This is a genomic window from Methanobacterium spitsbergense, assembly GCF_019931065.1.
GTDB classification, from domain to species: domain Archaea; phylum Methanobacteriota; class Methanobacteria; order Methanobacteriales; family Methanobacteriaceae; genus Methanobacterium_B; species Methanobacterium_B spitsbergense.
On record NZ_JAIOUQ010000003.1, the window covers coordinates 380428 to 398900 of the forward strand.

General features: G+C 30.8%; 20 protein-coding genes. 7 read left to right on the forward strand and 13 right to left on the reverse strand.

Annotated elements, in window-relative coordinates; all coding sequences use genetic code 11:
- Positions 1-3: 3 nt before the first annotated feature.
- On the reverse strand, positions 4-273 hold the full coding sequence (locus K8N75_RS03165) for a hypothetical protein (RefSeq protein ID WP_223790673.1): 270 nt from the start codon (positions 271-273) through the stop codon (positions 4-6).
- A gap of 234 nt (positions 274-507) precedes the next feature.
- Between K8N75_RS03165 and K8N75_RS03170 the strand changes: the two genes are divergently transcribed.
- Positions 508-1083, forward strand: coding sequence for a GAF domain-containing protein (locus K8N75_RS03170; protein WP_223790674.1), 576 nt, complete (start codon positions 508-510; stop codon positions 1081-1083).
- A 44-nt stretch (positions 1084-1127) separates the two neighbouring features.
- Here the strand turns inward: K8N75_RS03170 and K8N75_RS03175 are convergent, their stop codons facing one another.
- Positions 1128-1490, reverse strand: a complete 363-nt coding sequence (locus K8N75_RS03175) for a protease inhibitor I42 family protein (protein ID WP_223790675.1) — start codon at positions 1488-1490, stop codon at positions 1128-1130.
- Between the two features lie 149 nt (positions 1491-1639).
- Positions 1640-2065 carry a peptidylprolyl isomerase gene (locus K8N75_RS03180; protein ID WP_048192009.1) on the reverse strand — a complete coding sequence of 142 codons (426 nt, stop codon included), beginning with the start codon at positions 2063-2065 and terminating at the stop codon, positions 1640-1642.
- Positions 2066-2277: 212 nt separating this feature from the next.
- Between K8N75_RS03180 and K8N75_RS03185 the strand changes: the two genes are divergently transcribed.
- Positions 2278-3450: an aspartate aminotransferase family protein gene (locus K8N75_RS03185; protein WP_223790676.1), complete on the forward strand. Its 1173-nt coding sequence runs from the start codon at positions 2278-2280 to the stop codon at positions 3448-3450.
- A gap of 101 nt (positions 3451-3551) precedes the next feature.
- On the opposite strand, the gene K8N75_RS14075 is transcribed toward K8N75_RS03185, so the two are convergent.
- Together K8N75_RS14075 and K8N75_RS14080 are read right to left on the reverse strand one after the other, a co-directional pair.
- Positions 3552-4346, reverse strand: a complete 795-nt coding sequence (locus K8N75_RS14075) for an MFS transporter (protein WP_338038019.1) — start codon at positions 4344-4346, stop codon at positions 3552-3554.
- A gap of 149 nt (positions 4347-4495) precedes the next feature.
- Positions 4496-4903, reverse strand: coding sequence for an MFS transporter (locus K8N75_RS14080; protein ID WP_255590767.1), 408 nt, complete (start codon positions 4901-4903; stop codon positions 4496-4498).
- 265 nt (positions 4904-5168) lie between these two features.
- Between K8N75_RS14080 and lysA the strand changes: the two genes are divergently transcribed.
- Both lysA and dapF read left to right on the forward strand, forming a co-directional pair.
- Positions 5169-6455, forward strand: a complete 1287-nt coding sequence (lysA, locus tag K8N75_RS03195; protein WP_223790677.1) for a diaminopimelate decarboxylase — start codon at positions 5169-5171, stop codon at positions 6453-6455.
- Positions 6452-7330, forward strand: coding sequence for a diaminopimelate epimerase (gene dapF, locus K8N75_RS03200; RefSeq protein ID WP_223790678.1), 879 nt, complete (start codon positions 6452-6454; stop codon positions 7328-7330). The genes lysA and dapF overlap by 4 nt, the downstream gene beginning before the upstream one ends.
- A gap of 55 nt (positions 7331-7385) precedes the next feature.
- On the opposite strand, the gene K8N75_RS03205 is transcribed toward dapF, so the two are convergent.
- From K8N75_RS03205 to K8N75_RS03215, 3 genes are all read right to left on the reverse strand, one after another.
- Complete coding sequence (locus tag K8N75_RS03205) at positions 7386-7541, reverse strand: hypothetical protein (protein WP_223790679.1); 156 nt, start codon at positions 7539-7541, stop codon at positions 7386-7388.
- 199 nt (positions 7542-7740) lie between these two features.
- Positions 7741-8802 (reverse strand): precorrin-3B C(17)-methyltransferase, encoded by a 1062-nt coding sequence (cobJ, locus tag K8N75_RS03210; RefSeq protein ID WP_223790680.1) that lies wholly within the window; start codon positions 8800-8802, stop codon positions 7741-7743.
- A gap of 76 nt (positions 8803-8878) precedes the next feature.
- Positions 8879-9400 (reverse strand): hypothetical protein, encoded by a 522-nt coding sequence (locus K8N75_RS03215; protein WP_223790681.1) that lies wholly within the window; start codon positions 9398-9400, stop codon positions 8879-8881.
- Between the two features lie 121 nt (positions 9401-9521).
- Between K8N75_RS03215 and K8N75_RS03220 the strand changes: the two genes are divergently transcribed.
- Positions 9522-11030, forward strand: coding sequence for a DNA-directed DNA polymerase II small subunit (locus tag K8N75_RS03220; RefSeq protein WP_223790682.1), 1509 nt, complete (start codon positions 9522-9524; stop codon positions 11028-11030).
- Positions 11031-11125: 95 nt separating this feature from the next.
- On the forward strand, positions 11126-11692 hold the full coding sequence (locus K8N75_RS03225) for a class II aldolase/adducin family protein (protein WP_223790970.1): 567 nt from the start codon (positions 11126-11128) through the stop codon (positions 11690-11692).
- Here K8N75_RS03225 and K8N75_RS03230 read toward each other — a convergent pair.
- The 3 genes from K8N75_RS03230 to K8N75_RS03240 all read right to left on the reverse strand — a co-directional run bounded on the left by K8N75_RS03230 (position 11672) and on the right by K8N75_RS03240 (position 14098).
- Positions 11672-11926, reverse strand: a complete 255-nt coding sequence (locus K8N75_RS03230) for a stationary phase-response protein (protein WP_048192030.1) — start codon at positions 11924-11926, stop codon at positions 11672-11674. The two genes, K8N75_RS03225 and K8N75_RS03230, sit on opposite strands and share 21 nt — an antisense overlap.
- A 145-nt stretch (positions 11927-12071) precedes the next feature.
- Positions 12072-13064, reverse strand: a complete 993-nt coding sequence (locus tag K8N75_RS03235) for a cobalt-precorrin 5A hydrolase (RefSeq protein WP_223790683.1) — start codon at positions 13062-13064, stop codon at positions 12072-12074.
- A gap of 110 nt (positions 13065-13174) precedes the next feature.
- On the reverse strand, positions 13175-14098 hold the full coding sequence (locus K8N75_RS03240) for a cobalamin biosynthesis protein (protein ID WP_223790684.1): 924 nt from the start codon (positions 14096-14098) through the stop codon (positions 13175-13177).
- A gap of 1401 nt (positions 14099-15499) precedes the next feature.
- Between K8N75_RS03240 and K8N75_RS03245 the strand changes: the two genes are divergently transcribed.
- Complete coding sequence (locus tag K8N75_RS03245) at positions 15500-16648, forward strand: orc1/cdc6 family replication initiation protein (protein WP_223790685.1); 1149 nt, start codon at positions 15500-15502, stop codon at positions 16646-16648.
- 50 nt (positions 16649-16698) lie between these two features.
- Here K8N75_RS03245 and pyrB read toward each other — a convergent pair whose 3' ends face one another.
- Both pyrB and K8N75_RS03255 read right to left on the reverse strand, forming a co-directional pair.
- Entirely contained in the window at positions 16699-17622 is a 924-nt protein-coding gene (pyrB, locus tag K8N75_RS03250; protein ID WP_223790686.1) for an aspartate carbamoyltransferase, read from the reverse strand.
- A 118-nt stretch (positions 17623-17740) separates the two neighbouring features.
- Positions 17741-18469: a tRNA (adenine-N1)-methyltransferase gene (locus K8N75_RS03255; RefSeq protein WP_223790687.1), complete on the reverse strand. Its 729-nt coding sequence runs from the start codon at positions 18467-18469 to the stop codon at positions 17741-17743.
- Between the last annotated feature and the right edge of the window lie 4 nt (positions 18470-18473).

Genomic DNA, 18473 nt, shown 5'->3' on the forward strand with positions numbered 1-18473 from the left:
ATATTATACAAATTTTAAATACATTAAAACGTACCCAATTGCATATATAACTGCTATTGCAATTAATATTAGTCCTATTTTACCATTGTCTATTTTATAGTATTGATATGCTCCAAAAATAACTATGAGGATGGCAACTACACTTGAAAGTGCATTATCGAAACTAGTACTATTTATTGTATAAGTGCTTAAGAGTACTCCAACTACCATTAAAAGAGCATTTGTCTGCTTATATGAACCTACTAATCTATCTATATCGTTTTTTTCTTCCATTATTTAACCTCATCTTAAGTAGTAATGTATCATTAAAAATTGTAATAATTCATCAGAATATTTCTTAATTAGAGATATAATGTAATAAACTAATTCATTCATAGAAAATTCTTAATTTTAATCTATAGATTATTACAAAGATAATTATAGCTCTGCTATATTCAATTGAATCATAATAAGAAATATTAATTAAGAATAGAATAAATAAACTTATGTAAGGTGGGTGTGTTAATAATGGGAGATGAGAAAGATAAGCAAGAACTACCGGATTATGGAATGGGTTCAGGAATAAGAATAGAAAACAACGATATTATTTCTCTAAAAACTAGGATTGATAGTATTTTACCTAACTCATCCCTTAAGGAAATTTCCGACATAGTTATGGAAGAAACTAAACGTCTGACTAACAGTGGAAACTGTTATGTTGCTTATGTTGATCCTTCCAACAAAGATAGTGTTGGAATATCATTTTCTCACATGACCGAAAGTTGTCAAATGTATGCAAATCGGGGTGAGGCACGTTTTCAGATAAGGAAAGATGGTACATATGGAGGACTCTTAGGTTATTCTCTGGACACTGGTGAATCCTTTTATATTCATAATCCAGAAGTTCATCCTGCAGCCCATGGTCTTCCAGAAGGCCATGTTCCAGTATCACAATTTTTATCTGTTCCTGTTATGTACGATGGTGAAATACTAGGCCAAATCGTACTTGGAAATCCTGAAAATGACTACACAGCGAAAGATGTTGATTTAACTGATGCTGTGGCCGATATATATGCAATTGCACTTAAAAAATTGTTGTACTGAATCAAAAAATATGAATGATATGGCTGTTAGCCATATATCCAAATTTATTTTATAATGTATATGTGTCCTTCAATAACTTTTCCATTTGGAGAAACATACTTCATGTGTACTGAAGCACCTTTTTTACCTTCAAATGTAAAAATATCAACTCCACCTGAACCACATATAATTGGATTATCCGGAATATATTTCTTACTAACCAATTTTACTTTAGAATGGTTGTATTCTGCTACCCAATGATATCCAGTTGATGGATTGCATGGTAAACTAACAGTTAAATAATGGCCATGACTATTTAAACCTGTCATGTCTACACTGGTATTTTTATCTGTAGATGTACTTGCAAAAGACCCGGAGATCATTGCGAAACATATAAATACTGCAAATATTGCTACAATTTTTTTCAAATTACCACCTCGAATAGTACATGTAAAAGTTTTAATATTTATATATAATGGTATTATTAACTTTTTTTGATAATGTAATAAAAATATCTTCTTATTGATGAGATTCCAGAGTAAAAAAAAAAAAATATTAAGATTTTTAAGGAATAATCCTATTCCTCTATAACTGTAACCTTGTTCATCACGTCATTAGGCTGAATCTTATTGACAACATCCATGCCTTTAACAACTTTACCGAATACCGTATGAACACCATCTAGATGGGGTTGAGGGCTATGTGTTATAAAGAATTGACTTCCACCAGTGTCTTTACCGGCATGAGCCATTGAAAGTGCCCCAGTTCCATGTTTGTGTTCATTTATCTCACATTTTATAGTATAACCTGGTCCTCCAGTTCCATTACCCTTTGGACATCCTCCCTGTATTACAAAGTTAGGTAAAACTCTGTGGAATGTTAATCCATTATAAAAGCCATCTTTTGCAAGTTTTTCAAAGTTTGCAACGGTATTAGGAGCTTCTTTATCGAATAAAGTAAGTTCTATATTTCCTTTATCTGTTTCAATTATTGCCTTTTTCATATTTTCACCATTTTATAATTTTAAAGAGTGTTAGAAATTTCTATTTCTCATTCTTAATCAAGTCTTTCATTTGATAAAAACGTTTAATAAACCATGAAATCCAAATAATAACATTGATATTCGAGGCATGTTTCACTAAAAATGGTTTTTATTATCCAAAATGAGCATGGAATATTAAAATTGTAAATAAATATTAAAATTAAGGTGATTTTATGAATACAAAAGAAATTATGAATTTAGATTCAAAATACGTTATGCAAACATACGGTCGTCAACCATTGGCACTTGTTAAGGGAAAGGGGTCTACTGTTTGGGATGCTGAGGGAAAATCTTATGTTGACTGTGTTGCAGGAATTGCTGTAAACAATGTTGGTCATTCAAATCCAAAGGTAGCAGAAGCAATCTGCGAACAGGCCAAAAATTTAATTCATACCTCAAATCTTTATTATACGGAGCAACAGGTTACACTTGCAAAATTACTTGCTGAAATTTCATCCCACCAGAAATCTTTCTTCTGTAATAGTGGAGCTGAAGCAAATGAGGGGGCAATTAAACTTGCTCGAAAGCATACTGGAAAGGGAGAAATAATAACCATGGAAAACTCATTCCATGGAAGGACAATTACAACTATAACAGCAACAGGTCAAAAAAAATATCAAAAAGGATTTGAACCTCTAACACCGGGTTTTAAGTATGTTCCTTATTGTGATGTTGAAGCCGTATCAGATACAATCGGTAGTGAAACTGCTGCAGTCCTTGTTGAGCCTATTCAAGGAGAAGGTGGAGTTATAATACCTCAAAATGATTATCTAAAGAATTTGAAAGAAGTCTGTCATGACAAGGATGTTTTATTAATATTCGATGAAGTTCAAACAGGTTTTGGACGTACTGGAGAAATGTTTGCTTCACAAAGTTTTGGAGTAACACCAGATATTACAACAGTAGCTAAGGCCATTGCAGGAGGATTTCCAATGGGTGCAGTGTTAGCTAATGAAGTAGGCGATACATTTGAACCAGGAGATCATGCCGCAACCTTTGGTGGAAGTCCTCTTGCATGTGCAGCGGCAAAAGCATCCATAAACTTTATATTGGAAGAAAAACTCCTTGAAAAATCTAAGGAAAACGGATCATACTTCCTGAATAAACTCAATATAATTAAAGAAAATAATGAGATTGTGAAGGATGTACGTGGAATGGGATTGATGATAGGAATGGAACTAGATGTTGAATGTGCAAAACTTGTGGATGATATGCGTGAAAGAGGCATAATTATAAATTGTGCAGCCGGAAATGTACTGAGATTCGTACCACCCCTCGTGATCACTAAAAACCAAATAAACTTAGTTTCAAGTGCATTAGAGGATGCTCTAGGTAAATTTTCCTAAATAAATAAATTTTTTTTTAAATTAGTCAAATAGTATTCTATCAAAAACTTTATTCTTAATCATCTTACTAGTCAATATACCCATCACTGAAAGAAAAGCCATTAAAAGCTTAGAAATATCCCCAATGTAACAACCAAGTGCAGTCCTGTTGTTAGATTGTATGCTTCTAATGGTAGAAGGTTGTTGAGTTGAAGTGTTGTTGAACTAGTGGTTGTACTTATTAATATACCAGCATAACATACAGCAAAAACCATTCCAAGGTTTCTCATTGTAACTAATATACCGGATGCAACTCCGGCCTGACCATCTGGTATTTTGGCCATTATAGCCCTATTGGTTGGTGATTGGAAAATTGCAGTTCCAACACCAAAGATTGCTAAACTAATGAATACATTTATTTCAGTAGAAAAAGCAGTGAGTTGTAACATAGAATAAAAAGCAAAAGCACATATCAAAGCCCCAATGAAAGATAAAGGTCTAGAACCAAATTTATCCGAAATTATGCCACTTAAAGGGGCAAGAAACATCATTAATAGAGGTACAGCTGTAAGTACTAATCCAGTAGTATTTGGTGATAATTTTAAAACCTTCTGTAGGTAAAATGGCATAACAAATATGAGCATATACATACAAACATAATTCAAATGAAGGCTAAGGTTATAAGCAGAGAAACTAATGTTTTTAAAGAGCGATAAATCTAAAATAGGATTATCTGTTCGGTTTTCCCACAATATAAATATAATTACCATCGATATGGAAAATATCGCCAGAACAATTGTTTTCATATCTATGGGATTCGACATTATGTAATTCAAAAGAAAAACTAGTGAAAATAGCGCTAAAAACTGAGTGAAAGTACCAATAATATCCCATTTTACCTTCTTGGATTCTTCCATTTCGAATATTCTGTAGCAAATAATAAAGCTCAAAATTCCCGGAAGAATTTTTACTAGAAATATAGATCTCCAACCCCATAACCGTCCAAAATTCCCCTTATTGCTGGACCTAATGCAAGACCCCCTGCAATTGCCACAGCATATATTCCCTATGCTTGTCCAAGCATTGGTAATGGGAATGACTTTTTAACAATTCCAAGTGATACGGAAACCATCATAGCAGCTGTGAATCCTTGTATAACCCTAAAAAGTATTAATAAGAGAATAGATGGTGCGAAACTACAAAGAATAGATGCAAATATAAAACCAATTAGACCAGTTAAATACAGTTTTTCATGGCCCCAATAGTCTCCAAATTTACCAAAAAAGAGTACGAATGCTAGTAAAGTAATTAAATAACTTGTTAATACCCATTCAGATGTTGTTACTGTAACCCTAAAAAATTCTGTAATAGTAGGAAGTGAAACATTTACTATACTTGCATTTATAGGTACCATAATGGTGCCAAGAGCTACTGCAAATAGAATTCGCCAGCTTTTATTAATAGAACTGCTCAAACCCATACACTTCCTTAAAAATGCTAGAATTATTATATTCTAAATTTAAGCAAATTCTTGTAAGTCATCAGTTAATCTAAACATTTCAAATATAAAATTGAGAAATATTTACTTTTATATCATTGTATAATCTATAATACTCCTTGACTAATATTTGAAATCGATTGAATAAAAATTTACTTATGTTGTATGGTGTAAATTTTTTATATGATAAGATGTAGAAATTTAACATTCACTTTATTTTCTTGTTTTGGAGGATAATTACATGGATTTTAATTTAGAAACAAATGAAAAAGGAAATCTAACCATGGGTGGAATAGATGTGCATGAGTTAGCAGATCAATACCAAACACCATTATATGTTATAGAAGAAGATAGGATAAAAAGTAATTATAAAAGACTTTATAATGCATTTTCAAGTCATTATAATGATTTCAAGATGTATTATGCATGTAAAGCTAACACAAATCTTTCAATTATGAGAATATTAGAAAAAGAAGGAAGTGGAATAGATGCTGTCTCTCCTGGAGAGATTTATACATCGTTACTAGCAGGATTCGATCCTTCCAAAATTCTTTACACTGGAAACAACGTCACAGATAACGAACTTAAATTTGCAGTAGAATCTGGTGTAAAGATTAATCTCGACTCCATTTCACAGCTTAAAAGGCTTTCAAATATCCCTGAGGCTCAAGGAATGGATATATCATTCCGTGTAAACCCTATGGTCGGAGCAGGACACCACGATCATTGCATTACTGGTGGACCCCTTAGTAAGTTCGGTATAATGGAAGAAGAAGCTGTTGAAGTATATAAAATGGCCAAAAATCTTGGATTCAATCCTGTTGGAATTCATACACATATAGGATCAGGAATACTCGATCCAGAACCATTCAAACTTGCAGTAAACGTATTAATGGATATTGCAGGGAAATTAAGTGAATATGCTGATGTTGTATTTGATTTCATTGATTTTGGTGGGGGTATTGGAATACCATACACTCCTGAAGAATCAGTATTAGACGTTAATGACTTTGGTGAAAAAATTACTGACTTATATAAGGACAAATTAGATGAATATGGGCTTGGTAAACCAACAATGTGCATAGAACCTGGTAGATATATAGTTGGTGATGCAGCTGTTCTTTTAACCAGAGTAAACACAATTAAACAAAGTTATCGTAAGTTTGCAGGAGTAGATGCAGGTTTTAACACATTATTAAGACCTACAATGTATGGATCTTATCATCATATAGTTGTTGCTGATAAACCATTTGCAGAATCTGTACAAAAAATAGACATAGCAGGAGATGTCTGTGAATCAGGAGACCTTTTTGCACGAGATAGATCAATGCCTAATGTTGGAGAAGGAGATATTTTAGCCATTCTTAATGCAGGTGCATATTCATTTTCTATGGCATCTCAATATAACAGCAGACCAAGACCAGCCGAAATATTAGTTTCTAATGGCCAATCAGATATAATACGAGAAAGAGAAACATTTTCAGATGTTTTAGCAAAACAGAATGTGCCAATGAGGTTATTGAGATGAGTGAAAAAACTTTAGTTACTTTCTCAAAAATGCACGGACTTGGAAATGACTACATAGTCATTGATGAATCTAATAAGATAATAATTCCAGAAGAGAAAAAACCTGAAATTGTTGAGGAAATCTGTAGAAGAGGATTCTCTGTTGGTGCTGATGGTGTAATATTTGTTACGCCAGCAAGCTCTGATATTACAGATATAAGATTTAGAATATTCAATTCTGATGGCAGTGAAGCTGAAATGTGCGGCAATGGAATAAGATGCTTTGTGAAATATGTCTATGAGAATGATATTTTTCATAATAACCAAATGCTTGTTGAAACATTGGGTGGAATTAAAGAAGTTGAATTAGATGTCGAAGGTGAAGAAGTAAGAGCATCAACCGTAGATATGGGTATACCTACTTTCAAAACCACCGATATTCCAATGATAAGTGATAAAGATGAATTTTTAGATTCAGAACTCATTGTAAATGGTAAACCTGTAAAGATCACAGCCGTAAATGTTGGCAATCCACATGCAGTAATATTTACAGATAATATACAAGATATAAAATTGAATGAAATAGGGCCTTTAATTGAAAATCATCCGGCATTTCCCCAAAAAACCAATGTTCACTTTGTAAACATCATAAATAGAAATGAAATAGAAATGATTACTTGGGAGAGAGGAGCAGGTTTTACATTTGCATGTGGTACAGGAGCTACTTCTTGTGTTATGGCAGGTTTTAAACTTGGAATACTTGATGAAGAAGTTGAAGTCCATCTTCCTGGTGGAGAGCTTCTAATTATAGTTTACGAAGTGGATAACGAAGTTAGGGTATTTATGGAAGGGGAATCTGTACTTGTATTTGATGGTGTGATGGAAATAGAGATTTGAGTTTAGATAATATCTAAAATTCCATTCTTTATTGAATATTTTTTTTAATTTAATATCAGAATTGATCCCTTCCAAGTGGGCATGCAAGTGAAGAGTGTACATACCCACTTGGAACTTGATTTCTGTTGAAATCAAGAGATGGCCCTGTAGAGGTATTTGGGGGGGGTGTAAAAACAGATTGCACAAGAATTTGAATTCCAGCACAAACCATCTGGGAAATGTCAATTTTTTGTGTACAATGAATTTAAATGATTATTATTACTATTTCAACTAATGATAATAATATTATGCATATCATCATATATAAAATTATTACCATATTTGTATAAAAAATTCTAAATTAAAAATAGATTGAATTCAAAAGAAAAATTGAAATAATTATGCCTATTGTTTGGTGATCGCTAGCATGATTATTTTGTACTGAAGATACATTCTCTTCTTAATTTAAGGAGTTCTTTCTTTTTATTCTTAAGATCTCCTACTTCTTCAAGGATATCTGGTAACTTGGTCTGTATGCACTTCACTGTATCATCATTATGTATCCATTCACAGTCTTCACAACCCCATACACCTTTGTCTTTAATCCATTTCCCACCAGTAGAACCTTCCCCACAAGGATAAAATGGGCAATAACAGAATGTGCAGCTTTGATGGTTTTTGTGGCAGGGATAGTACTCACAATCTCTGTTTGGACCAACATTAATATTTCCTTCAAGATAGTTCTCATAAAATTCTCTTGATAGAGGGTGAATGGGATAAGAAACTTTGTAGCCCCTTGGTGTAATCATATATCCATCTTGAATATAAGTCATTGAATTTCCTATTATTAAGGTGGTAGACATGTTGATTTCAATTTCTGAAAGTTTATCAAGTGTTGTGATTGATACATCAACTCCAAAATCTTTACTCTTGACAATTCCAACAAGTGTTTCAGGTTTTTTAGTTTCGAGCATGATTTTTATCGACTCTTCAAAGGGCTTGGTTCGTGTTTTACTTAATGGATTGTAAATAGCCATTACAAAATCTGCTTTACATGCTGCTCTAACCTTTCTTTTTATCTCAGATAAAGGTGTTAATATGTCACTGAAACTTATAACTGCAAAATCGTGCAGTGGTGCTCCTAATTTGCCTGCCGAAAAGGTTGCAGCAGTAACACCAGGAATGACTTCTACATCAACATCAGAATATTTGCTTATAATCTGGAATAGAACATTTCCCATTCCAAAAACGCCAGGATCTCCAGAACTCACAAGTGCTACTTTTTTACCTTCTTGGGACATTTTTATTGCAAGTTCTGCACGTTTTATTTCATCACCCATTCCTTTTAATATAACCTCTTTCCCAATAGTAAGGTCTTCAATATTTTTAATGTAAGATTTATAGGTAATAATAACGTCTGCAGCTTTAATAGCATTTATTGCTTTTATGGTTATGTCTTCACTAGAAGGTCCTATCCCAATAACACTAATCATTTCTTCACCTGTTATAATAAAATATTCTAAATCTCAAATATTTCGCTTGGTAAAATTAAAAAAAAGTTTAAGGTTTTTAAGTACCATTTGTATTCCCATAGAGTTTTCTTGATGAGGTTATCTGAATGGTGGTAACATCAATTGTTATTCCTCCATTTTTAAGTGTGCCCATTGCAGATGCAGTTAAACTGTAAGTTTCATTCGCACTTATAACAATCTGACCTCCAGAACTGTTTCCACCAGAAATAGCGTCTTTATATCCTATCACTGTGATGTTAACTGGTATTATAGTTTCTTTAGAATTTCCTGATATTTGCGCTGATAATGTCTGAAGATTTATACCATCCAGACCTGCCTGAGTTTTCAATGCAGCTGCAACTTCGTCAGGATTATTAATTTTTTTGTTTGATTGGGAACTAAGAATATTTGAACCTGAACCAAAGCTTAATAGAGAAGTAATCTCGTCAATTTGCATTCCAATAAGTTTTCCCACATCTGGAGGTTGGGATGTTACAATAGTGTAAGAGCTTATAAGGCCTGCTTCGAAGAAAACAGCGAAAAATATAATGAATAATATGATCTTCATGATTCTTGACAAATATACCACCTTCAAATTTTTCTGGATCAGTAATTGGATTAACTATTATATTAAGATTATAAATATAATTTGAATACTGTTATTTGAACATTATGTAAGAAAAATATTTCCATGGGATCTTATGACTGATGATATAATTTTAAAATTCACAAACGCCGATCTTCTGATAGATGATTCAGCATATAAAAAAATAGTAGAGCAAGAACATTCTAATCAGATTGTAGATTCATTAATAAAAGATCTATCAGGTTCCAATGATAATTTGATTTTTTTAACAGAACCTATTGTAGATCAATACATTCAGAAATATTTATCAAAGTATGATCCACAAAATTATGCCAATCAAGATTCTGATATCATTGAAGAGATGTATAATGAAATTAATAATAATAAAACCCCCCGAAATAAGCTATTAGATGTTCCTTTTGATTTCCATGTGATCCAGGATGCAACCAAAAAATCGTATACTAATGGAGAAATAAAAGACTTTTCAGCTTATTTCAACAACAGATTCCAGAAAATAAAGGCTATGTTAATTAAAAAACCAGGCCTTAAAGATAGTTATCCTATGAAAGATGTGGGTGTTCGTGATGATGTTGTAAATGTTATTGGAATGGTAAATGATATTAGAAATACTAAAAATAACCACAAGATAATGGAAATTGAAGATGAGACTGGTTCCATCACTGTTCTTATACATAATGAAAATCATTCTCTCTTTGAATTGGCTGAAAGTGTTGTAAAAGATGAAGTGATTGGTGTTATTGGTAGTAAAAAGGGTACCCTTGTAATTGCATCGGATATCATTCATCCAAGTGTTCCTAGGATAGATGAGAAGAAAATGGATTTTTCAGCTGTTTTTATTTCAGATATCCATATAGGAAGTTCAACATTTCTAGAAGACGCTTTTAAAAGATTTGTAAAGTGGATAAATGGTGATTTTGGAGATGAAGAACAGAGAAAAATAGCAAATGATGTACGTTACCTTGTTGTTGCAGGGGATGTTGTGGATGGAATTGGAGTTTACCCGCATCAAGAAGAAGAACTTACTATAAAAAACATTTACGAACAATATGAAGAAGCAGCAAGACTATTAGGGGACATTAATGATATTAAAATAATTATTGCTCCTGGAAACCACGATGCATCAAGATTAGCTGAACCACAACCTGCAATTCCAGAAAATTATGCAGCTGACTTATACAAAATTAAAAATGCTGAATTTGTAAGTAACCCATCTCTTGTAAGCCTTGATGGATTAAAAACTCTGATATATCACGGAAGAAGTTTTGATGATCTTGCAATGACCATAAATGGATTATCTCATCAAAATTCAGACTTGATAATGAGAGAACTTATTGAAAAACGACATTTAGCACCTATATATGGTGAAAGAACACCTCTTGCATCGGAATTTGAAGATCATTTGGTAATTGATGAAATCCCTGATATATTCCATACTGGTCATGTACATATTAACGCCTACAAAAAACATAAAGGAATTCATATGATAAATTCTGGAACTTTTCAGTCTCAAACAGAATTCCAGAAAATATATAATATAATGCCAACTTGTGCAGAAGTACCTGTTCTTAATAAGGGAGCGTTTAAAATACTCAAATTTACATAAATTAGAATATTTATTTTTAAACAATTAAAAATTATAATTATACTGTTCTAATTCAAGGAGGATTTAATATACAAAAAAACGAAATAATTAAGAAAATTGTAACAGTATCACACTACCTATATGAGAAGGGTCTTGTACCAGGTAAATCCGGAAATATCAGTATGAAATTCAAAAAGGATGAATTTGAAAGGGTTGCTGTTACACCAAGTGGATTTTCACTCAAATCTATTGTTGAAAAGGATGTAGTAATCATTGATATGGATGGAAATTTAGTATACAATTCAAACAAGAAACCTACTTCAGAAATGCTAATGCATCTTAACATATATAAAGAACGGAATGATATTAATTCAGTTGTTCATACACACTCCCCAATTGCTACAGGATTTGCATTTGCTGAAGAAAACATAAATAGATTGGAAGGTTTTGGACCAATTGAAGAAAAATTTGTCCAATTTGTGGATTATTATCCACCAGGGAGTATAGAGCTTGCAGAAGCTGTTTCAAAAGAATTGAAAAATCAAGATATTGTTGTTTTAAAAAAGCATGGGGTTGTTGCTCTTGGAAAAAATTTGGAGGAAGCAACTCTTCTTTCTGAATTTATTGAAGAAAGCGCCAAAATACAATTTGTAAAAAGTTCTTTAATGGCGAATAGACTCTAATTCACTTAAAACATTCCAAATAAGTGTTCTGGCATGTATTGGAATATTGGGATCATTACTTATCTCATCTAATATTGAGATCACTGTACTAGCCCGTACAGTTGGATCTTCATCATCCTTTGATAATAAATCCTTTGATTCTTCAGCAGCCCTTCTAATATTTCTTGGAACGCTTGTATCTTCTGTAATATGTTGTAAAATTTGATTACACCGATCAAATGCATCTTGACTCATAATATGGCCTCCATTTTTAACTTAAATTTACCCTTAAATATTAATAGATTACTATAAGAGTTATATCCAAATGTTTTTATATCTTCTGATTAAAAAGCTTTTGGCTTGTAAAACTTTTGTTGCACTTTAACTGATAATTCAATATTTAACTTTTAGATACTGCTATAGCAACTGTGACACCATTGTAGGGTGTTTTTCTGAAAATAAGAATAGAATCATTACCTGCTGCAATTAATGATGATGGTTCACACACACCTCCAACACCAAATTTGTTCTTTACAAAATTTGAATCATTTAAATCAGGATTTTTGAAATTTTTTATTGATTTTTCAGAAATTATTTCTAGGGGAATGTTAAGTTCTTTTGTAGCATCAATAATTCCATTCTCATTTTGCTTCATCTGACCTGTAGCAATTGAATCAATACGTTCTAATGGTAAATCGAGTACATTCATGGCATTATTAATAGCATCAATAACAACTGAACAAGCGACATCTTTTCTAGAACCTATTCCCACAACCAACTTTTTTGGCTTTAAATTCATTGTAATTGAATTTTTCGAGATGGTTATGGTATCAGATGTTGTTGAACTTTTATAGTATGATTTTTTGACATCTAAATCTTCCCATATATAATTTAATTTAGGATTAAAAGCTATTTCTACCCGTTCATCATTTATCAGCCCTGAATTTATATATTTTATTTTTGAAATATCATTAATTTTTAGATAATATCTCCTTGAAAGGCTATCTATCCCTAATTTATTATTAATATCTGTTGAAGTGGTTATAATTGGTTCTGCATCAATTATATCGGCAATTTTTATTGAAAAATCATTTGCACCACCTAAATGTCCAGAAATAAGACTAATTACATGTTTACCCATTTCATCTATTACTAACACTGCAGGATCTTCATTTTTATTCTTAATTAATGCACAAATGTTTCTTATCATGATTCCTGTAGCCATAACTCCTATTATACAATCGTAGGAATTGAATATATTGTATAAAGTCTCCTTAATATTTTTATGAAACATATCAACTTTAATAACACTTGGATCTTCTTCGAGTATGGTATGAATATTCTTTACAATAATTCGACCATTTTTTGTGACACTAAGTAGAGCTATTTTCATTCTTTATCATCCAAATTTATCATTTAAATTTTTATGCATTTATCAGTTTTATTATTAGTATAGTAAAATCCACTTTGTATTAATTTATTAATAGAATAAATTAAAATATTTCATGACATTATGAAAATAGTGAATATAATAAATAAAAATGATGATAATATTAAGAAAATTATTATTGTTATCTTAGTAAGTTGAATTGCTTTAAGAATTGTTTCAGATGTTAAAGGATTGATATTATCACCAAGTTCATAATAACCTGGTTTTTTCAATTGTATACCAAGTGCTCCTGCAGTAGCAGCCATTGGATATCCAGAATTAGGACTTGGAGTTTTTTTTGCATCTCTCATCATAATTTTGTAAGCATTTTTCCAGTTAAGTTTCAAGAAAAATGATGCAATTATTACAAGCCAACCAGTGATCCTAGCTGGAAAATAATTCAGAATATCATCTAATTTAGCTGGAAACCAACCAATATTTATATTTTCAGGGTTTTTATACCCTACCATGGCATCTAAAGTGTTAACAACCCTGTAGAATACTGCACCTAAAACACCAAATAAAAATGCGTATATCAAAGGAGAAATAATGGAGTCTGTGATATTTTCAGTTAAAGTTTCAATATCTGCAGAAATTAACTCAGTTTTAGAAAGTTTCGAAGTATCTCTACTCACTAGATAAGACAGGGAGTGTCGTGCTTTGACCAAACTAATATCAATATCTTTTTTAATCAATTTTACAGAATCAAATAGTGATTTAATTGCAAAGGTGGTAGAGAGAAGTATTGCTGAGATTAATACATATAAATAGGGATTATAAGTTGAAATTTTCAATATAGTTCCGAATATGGAAATAAAAATAAATAAAGTTGTAATAGTAAGTACAACGCCTGATATTTTATTATTATATTTCGTAAGTATATTTTTTAGTATGTTGATTAATTCTCCCATCAGAACAACAGGATGAATTTTTGATGGAGGTTCTCCTAGTATAATGTCAATAATTACTGCAATTAAAATAATTGTTAATATGTCCATATTACGCTCCAATATTACAATATCATTTATATCCTAAATTCTGTTAATAATGATAGTTTAAATAATTTTTTGATAAATTTTTTAGATGAATTTTTTAAATCGCAAATTTTATGTCATGTATTAGATTTATAATTTTTATTTTTAAAAATTATCAGGCAGAGGTGCATTTCATGTGTAAATTAAATTATTATCTTAAAAATTTTGATAATACAGCTAAAATCTATCGATTATTAGATATTTATCATTGTTCTAATGAAAAAATATGTTATTTATTTGAATTTAATGATTATCATTTTATTTTAATATTATTTTGTACTAACAAAGAATATAATTTGAGAATGAGGGGTATATTGCAAGTGTAAAATGAATTTTATTTGGTTTAAAATAAGGTGAGAGGTACATTGCAAGTGTAAAAAAAAATAGATAATAAAAAAATTTAAAATGATGTTTTTAAAAAATTTTTAAAGTAAAATTTCAAGTGTATAAATTTTTTAAAATGAACAATTTTTCATTGAATTTATAATTATTTAATATAATAATAAATTTTATTTGGATTTTTATAACTATTATATTTGTTTTTAAAAAAAATGTTTTAAGTAGCTATATCAACAATTGGAGATAAATAAATAGTTTAATTTGGGATTTATCCTTTTTTAATGATTTATATTTAATTTTTAATTATATTATTTTTCTTTTTAATTATACTGAAATTTAATATTATTTAATACTATATAAATATATCTATAAATTTCTAATAATACTAAATTATCTTATTATTCATTTTTTATAAAAAAAACAATTAATATCAATTATATTAGCAATACAATACTTTTATAATATTATATAAATTAAATAAGGATTAATTAGATTATTTAAAGGAAAATAACACTTTATATTTAAAAAAATGTGAAATTTTCTTTAAAAAAATTATATTATTGTATTTTTTCATTCTAAAATTAAAATTTTGGAAAATTCAATATAATTTATTTTTTTCATTTGTGTATTTTTTTCAAGTAAATATATGAAATTAAAAAAAGTGGAAAAGATAATACGAAAACTTTAATACTCACAATTTACTGATTAATATTTACACTTGAAATGTACCTTTCACCCAAAAAATATTGATCACACTTTGATGTTTACACTTGAAATCTACCTCTCAGTATCGCATGAATATTTATTTCATGTTTTTTACACTTGAAATGTATCTCAACTATGTTGAATACGGAATATTTGCATGATTTTTTACACTTGAAATGCACCTCTCTTTCATGCAAAATAAATATTTCAAAATAAAAATCCATTCATTTAATCCCATATTTGAAATTAATAATGGAAAATTTAACGATAATAAACCTGTTTACTATATTAAATCTTTATTAAAAGGGAATAGTGATATTAATGAATATATTTGAAGAATTGGGAGAAAAAAAGACTGTTTTTAAATGCAAAAAATACTTAGATCATAGATTTCTTCCAGAAAAATTACCTCACAGAGAAGAGCAAATTAAATCAGTAGCAAAATACTGGATTGAAGCTTTGAGCAGTGTTACACCTCCTGATGTTACAATATATGGTAAAACAGGAACAGGAAAAACAGCAGTTGCCAAATTTGCAAGAAAACAATTAGAACAAATCTCCAAAGAGAAAAAGGTAAATGTTAGGGTAGAATATATTAGGTGCACAGATTACACTACTGAATATCAAGTTATAGCCCGTTTATGCCAACAAATGGGACAAGATGTTCCTTATAGAGGTTGGACCAAAGCTGAAGTGATTAATGCTTTTCGTAATCTTTTTAAGAAAAATGTGTTTGGAAAAGATCTTATCTTGATTATAATTCTTGATGAAGTTGATATTTTATTAAAAAATGATGGTGATGGCCTTCTTTACACTTTAACCCGGACAGATAATGTTTCTATTGCTTCCATAAGTAACTTTGTAGATTTTAAACAGTTTATTAAACCCCGGGTGAGAAGTAGTCTTCGAGATCGAGAAATTGTGTTTCCACCATACAATGCTCAACAACTAGTTGATATTCTGCAAGAAAGATCGGAAATGTCATTCAAAGAAGGAGTTCTCAATAATGATGTTATACCATTATGTGCAGCTCTTGCTGCCAAAGAAGAAGGAGATGCAAGATATGCATTGGATCTACTCCGTACATCCGGTGAACTTGCAGATGAAAGAGCTTCTGAAACTGTTTTTGAAAATTATGTTCGTGAAGCCAAGGACTATATAGAACACAACAAAGTCACAGATATTGTGATGACACTTCCAAGCCAGCAACAGAAAGTTTTAGAGTCAATTCTTTATTTAACTAAGGAAAAAGAAGAAATAACTTCTGGAAGACTGTATGAAGTTTATAAAGAGTTTTCTAAGGGTGATTCAGTATCATACAGAAGAATATTTGACTTTATAAATGAACTGGAAATGCTCGGTCTAATATCAACAAAAACAATATCTAGAGGCAGGGGAAAAGGTAGAACAAATATAATTGATCTTCAATGTGAAATGGGGCTTCTGGAAGATGCAATATGGAATGGTTGAAAATATGCTAATTTTTTAAAGTTTTATATACTTTTTTTTAAAAAATTGTTTTATTCAAAACTATCAATTATTGATTTTAATAGTGCCATACGAACAGGGACACCATAAAATGCTTGTTCAAAATATTTTCCATATTTTGTATTGTCCACATCATATGATATTTCATCGACCCTTGGAAGAGGATGCATAACAATAAGATCTGTATCTTCGACCAATTTTTTATCAATCCTGTATGCACCCTTAATTTTTGAATATTCTTCTGGATCTGGAAATCTTTCCTTTTGTATTCTTGTAACATATAAAACATCTGAATCTTCTAGAACACTATGAATATCATTGGTTTCATTGATAGAAACTCCAGCCTTATTTAAATCATGTACTATTCCATTTGGCATCTTAAGTTCGGGTGGAGAAACAAAACTCATTTTAACATCAAACATTGCAAGTGCATAGGCTAATGAATGAACTGTTCTACCATATTTTAGATCTCCAACTAATGCTACATGAAGTTCATCAATTTTACCCAGTACTCTCTTCATTGTATACAAATCAAGCAATGTTTGAGTTGGATGTTGGCCTGCACCATCTCCTGCATTTATTACTGGAACATCAACTACACTACTTGCAAAACGTGCTGTTCCTTCCATATTATGTCTTATAACAATTGCATCTGAATATTCTCCAACAATTTTCACAGTGTCTGTTAGATTCTCACCTTTAGTTGTTGAACTAACATTTGCTTCTGCGAATCCTATTGTACTACCGCCTAATCTTTTCATAGCTGCTTCAAATGAGAGCCTAGTTCTTGTTGATGGTTCATAAAAGAGCATTCCTAATATTTTTCCAGAAAGTACATTTGATTGTTTTTTGGACCTTGCTATTGGTTCCATTTTCTCGGAAAGTCTTAATATATACTCAATATCATCTTTACTGAAATCACTTATTGATATAATATTTTTTTGATGAAAGACCATTTGTACACCACATATCATATTTCATTTTAAGATAGATGTATTGTTATTATAATAGAATATTGCATTAATCTATTATTGATATTATAATACTCTTCTATTACTATTCATATTAAATTTTTCAGAGTTTTCTTGCAAATGTAAGATATCCTGTATGGCCTGCCATTCTTGTTTTTGGCCGTGTCCCTTTGTTTGTAACTTCAATACCTCTGAAAATGCATTCAAAGCTTTCTACTTCCGATAATCCAACTTTTTTAAGCACTCTTTGCAAAATTTGAACTTGCTCAACAAAAGGGGTGTATGTGGCAATATAACCTCCAACTTTAAGAGCTTCTTTTGCATATTCCGCAGCATCCCATGGTTTTGGGAGGTCTAAAAATATTAGATCCAAATTTTTTTCTTCTATACCTTCTGTAACATCAGTACATTTTACTTGGACATTTTCAAGTCCAAATCCTTTTATGTTTCTTTCTGCAATTTCTGCAAAATCTTCACGAATTTCATAGGAATATACTTCTCCCTCTTTACCTACAATATTACCGAAATGAAGTGCAGTAGCTCCTGCTCCAGTTCCAGCATCTAAAACCCTAAAGCCAGAACCTAATCCTGTTTTAGCAACAATGATTCCAATGTCTTTTGGAAGAATAATTGAACATTTTCTTTCCATAAGTTCGATATAATCATTGACATTAGGTTTAATAACTTTAAATTCTCTACCTAGATGGGTTTTTAGCACATCTCCTGCTTTTGATCCAATAATATCTTCTTCAGTAATAAATCCGAAGTCAGTATGGAACTCTTTGTCAGCTACCATATATTTCTTACCCCTTTCATCCATTAAAATTCGCAAATGT

Coding starts and splice junctions, on each gene's coding strand:
- K8N75_RS03165 (WP_223790673.1), bottom strand. CDS start 273: ATGGAAGAAAAAAACGATATAGATAGATTAGTAGGTTCATATAAGCAG.
- K8N75_RS03170 (WP_223790674.1), top strand. CDS start 508: ATGGGAGATGAGAAAGATAAGCAAGAACTACCGGATTATGGAATGGGT.
- K8N75_RS03180 (WP_048192009.1), bottom strand. CDS start 2,065: ATGAAAAAGGCAATAATTGAAACAGATAAAGGAAATATAGAACTTACT.
- K8N75_RS03185 (WP_223790676.1), top strand. CDS start 2,278: ATGAATACAAAAGAAATTATGAATTTAGATTCAAAATACGTTATGCAA.
- K8N75_RS14075 (WP_338038019.1), bottom strand. CDS start 4,346: ATGGAAGAATCCAAGAAGGTAAAATGGGATATTATTGGTACTTTCACT.
- lysA (WP_223790677.1), top strand. CDS start 5,169: ATGGATTTTAATTTAGAAACAAATGAAAAAGGAAATCTAACCATGGGT.
- dapF (WP_223790678.1), top strand. CDS start 6,452: ATGAGTGAAAAAACTTTAGTTACTTTCTCAAAAATGCACGGACTTGGA.
- K8N75_RS03205 (WP_223790679.1), bottom strand. CDS start 7,541: ATGGTTTGTGCTGGAATTCAAATTCTTGTGCAATCTGTTTTTACACCC.
- cobJ (WP_223790680.1), bottom strand. CDS start 8,802: ATGATTAGTGTTATTGGGATAGGACCTTCTAGTGAAGACATAACCATA.
- K8N75_RS03220 (WP_223790682.1), top strand. CDS start 9,522: ATGACTGATGATATAATTTTAAAATTCACAAACGCCGATCTTCTGATA.
- K8N75_RS03230 (WP_048192030.1), bottom strand. CDS start 11,926: ATGAGTCAAGATGCATTTGATCGGTGTAATCAAATTTTACAACATATT.
- K8N75_RS03235 (WP_223790683.1), bottom strand. CDS start 13,064: ATGAAAATAGCTCTACTTAGTGTCACAAAAAATGGTCGAATTATTGTA.
- K8N75_RS03240 (WP_223790684.1), bottom strand. CDS start 14,098: ATGGACATATTAACAATTATTTTAATTGCAGTAATTATTGACATTATA.
- K8N75_RS03245 (WP_223790685.1), top strand. CDS start 15,500: ATGAATATATTTGAAGAATTGGGAGAAAAAAAGACTGTTTTTAAATGC.
- pyrB (WP_223790686.1), bottom strand. CDS start 17,622: ATGGTCTTTCATCAAAAAAATATTATATCAATAAGTGATTTCAGTAAA.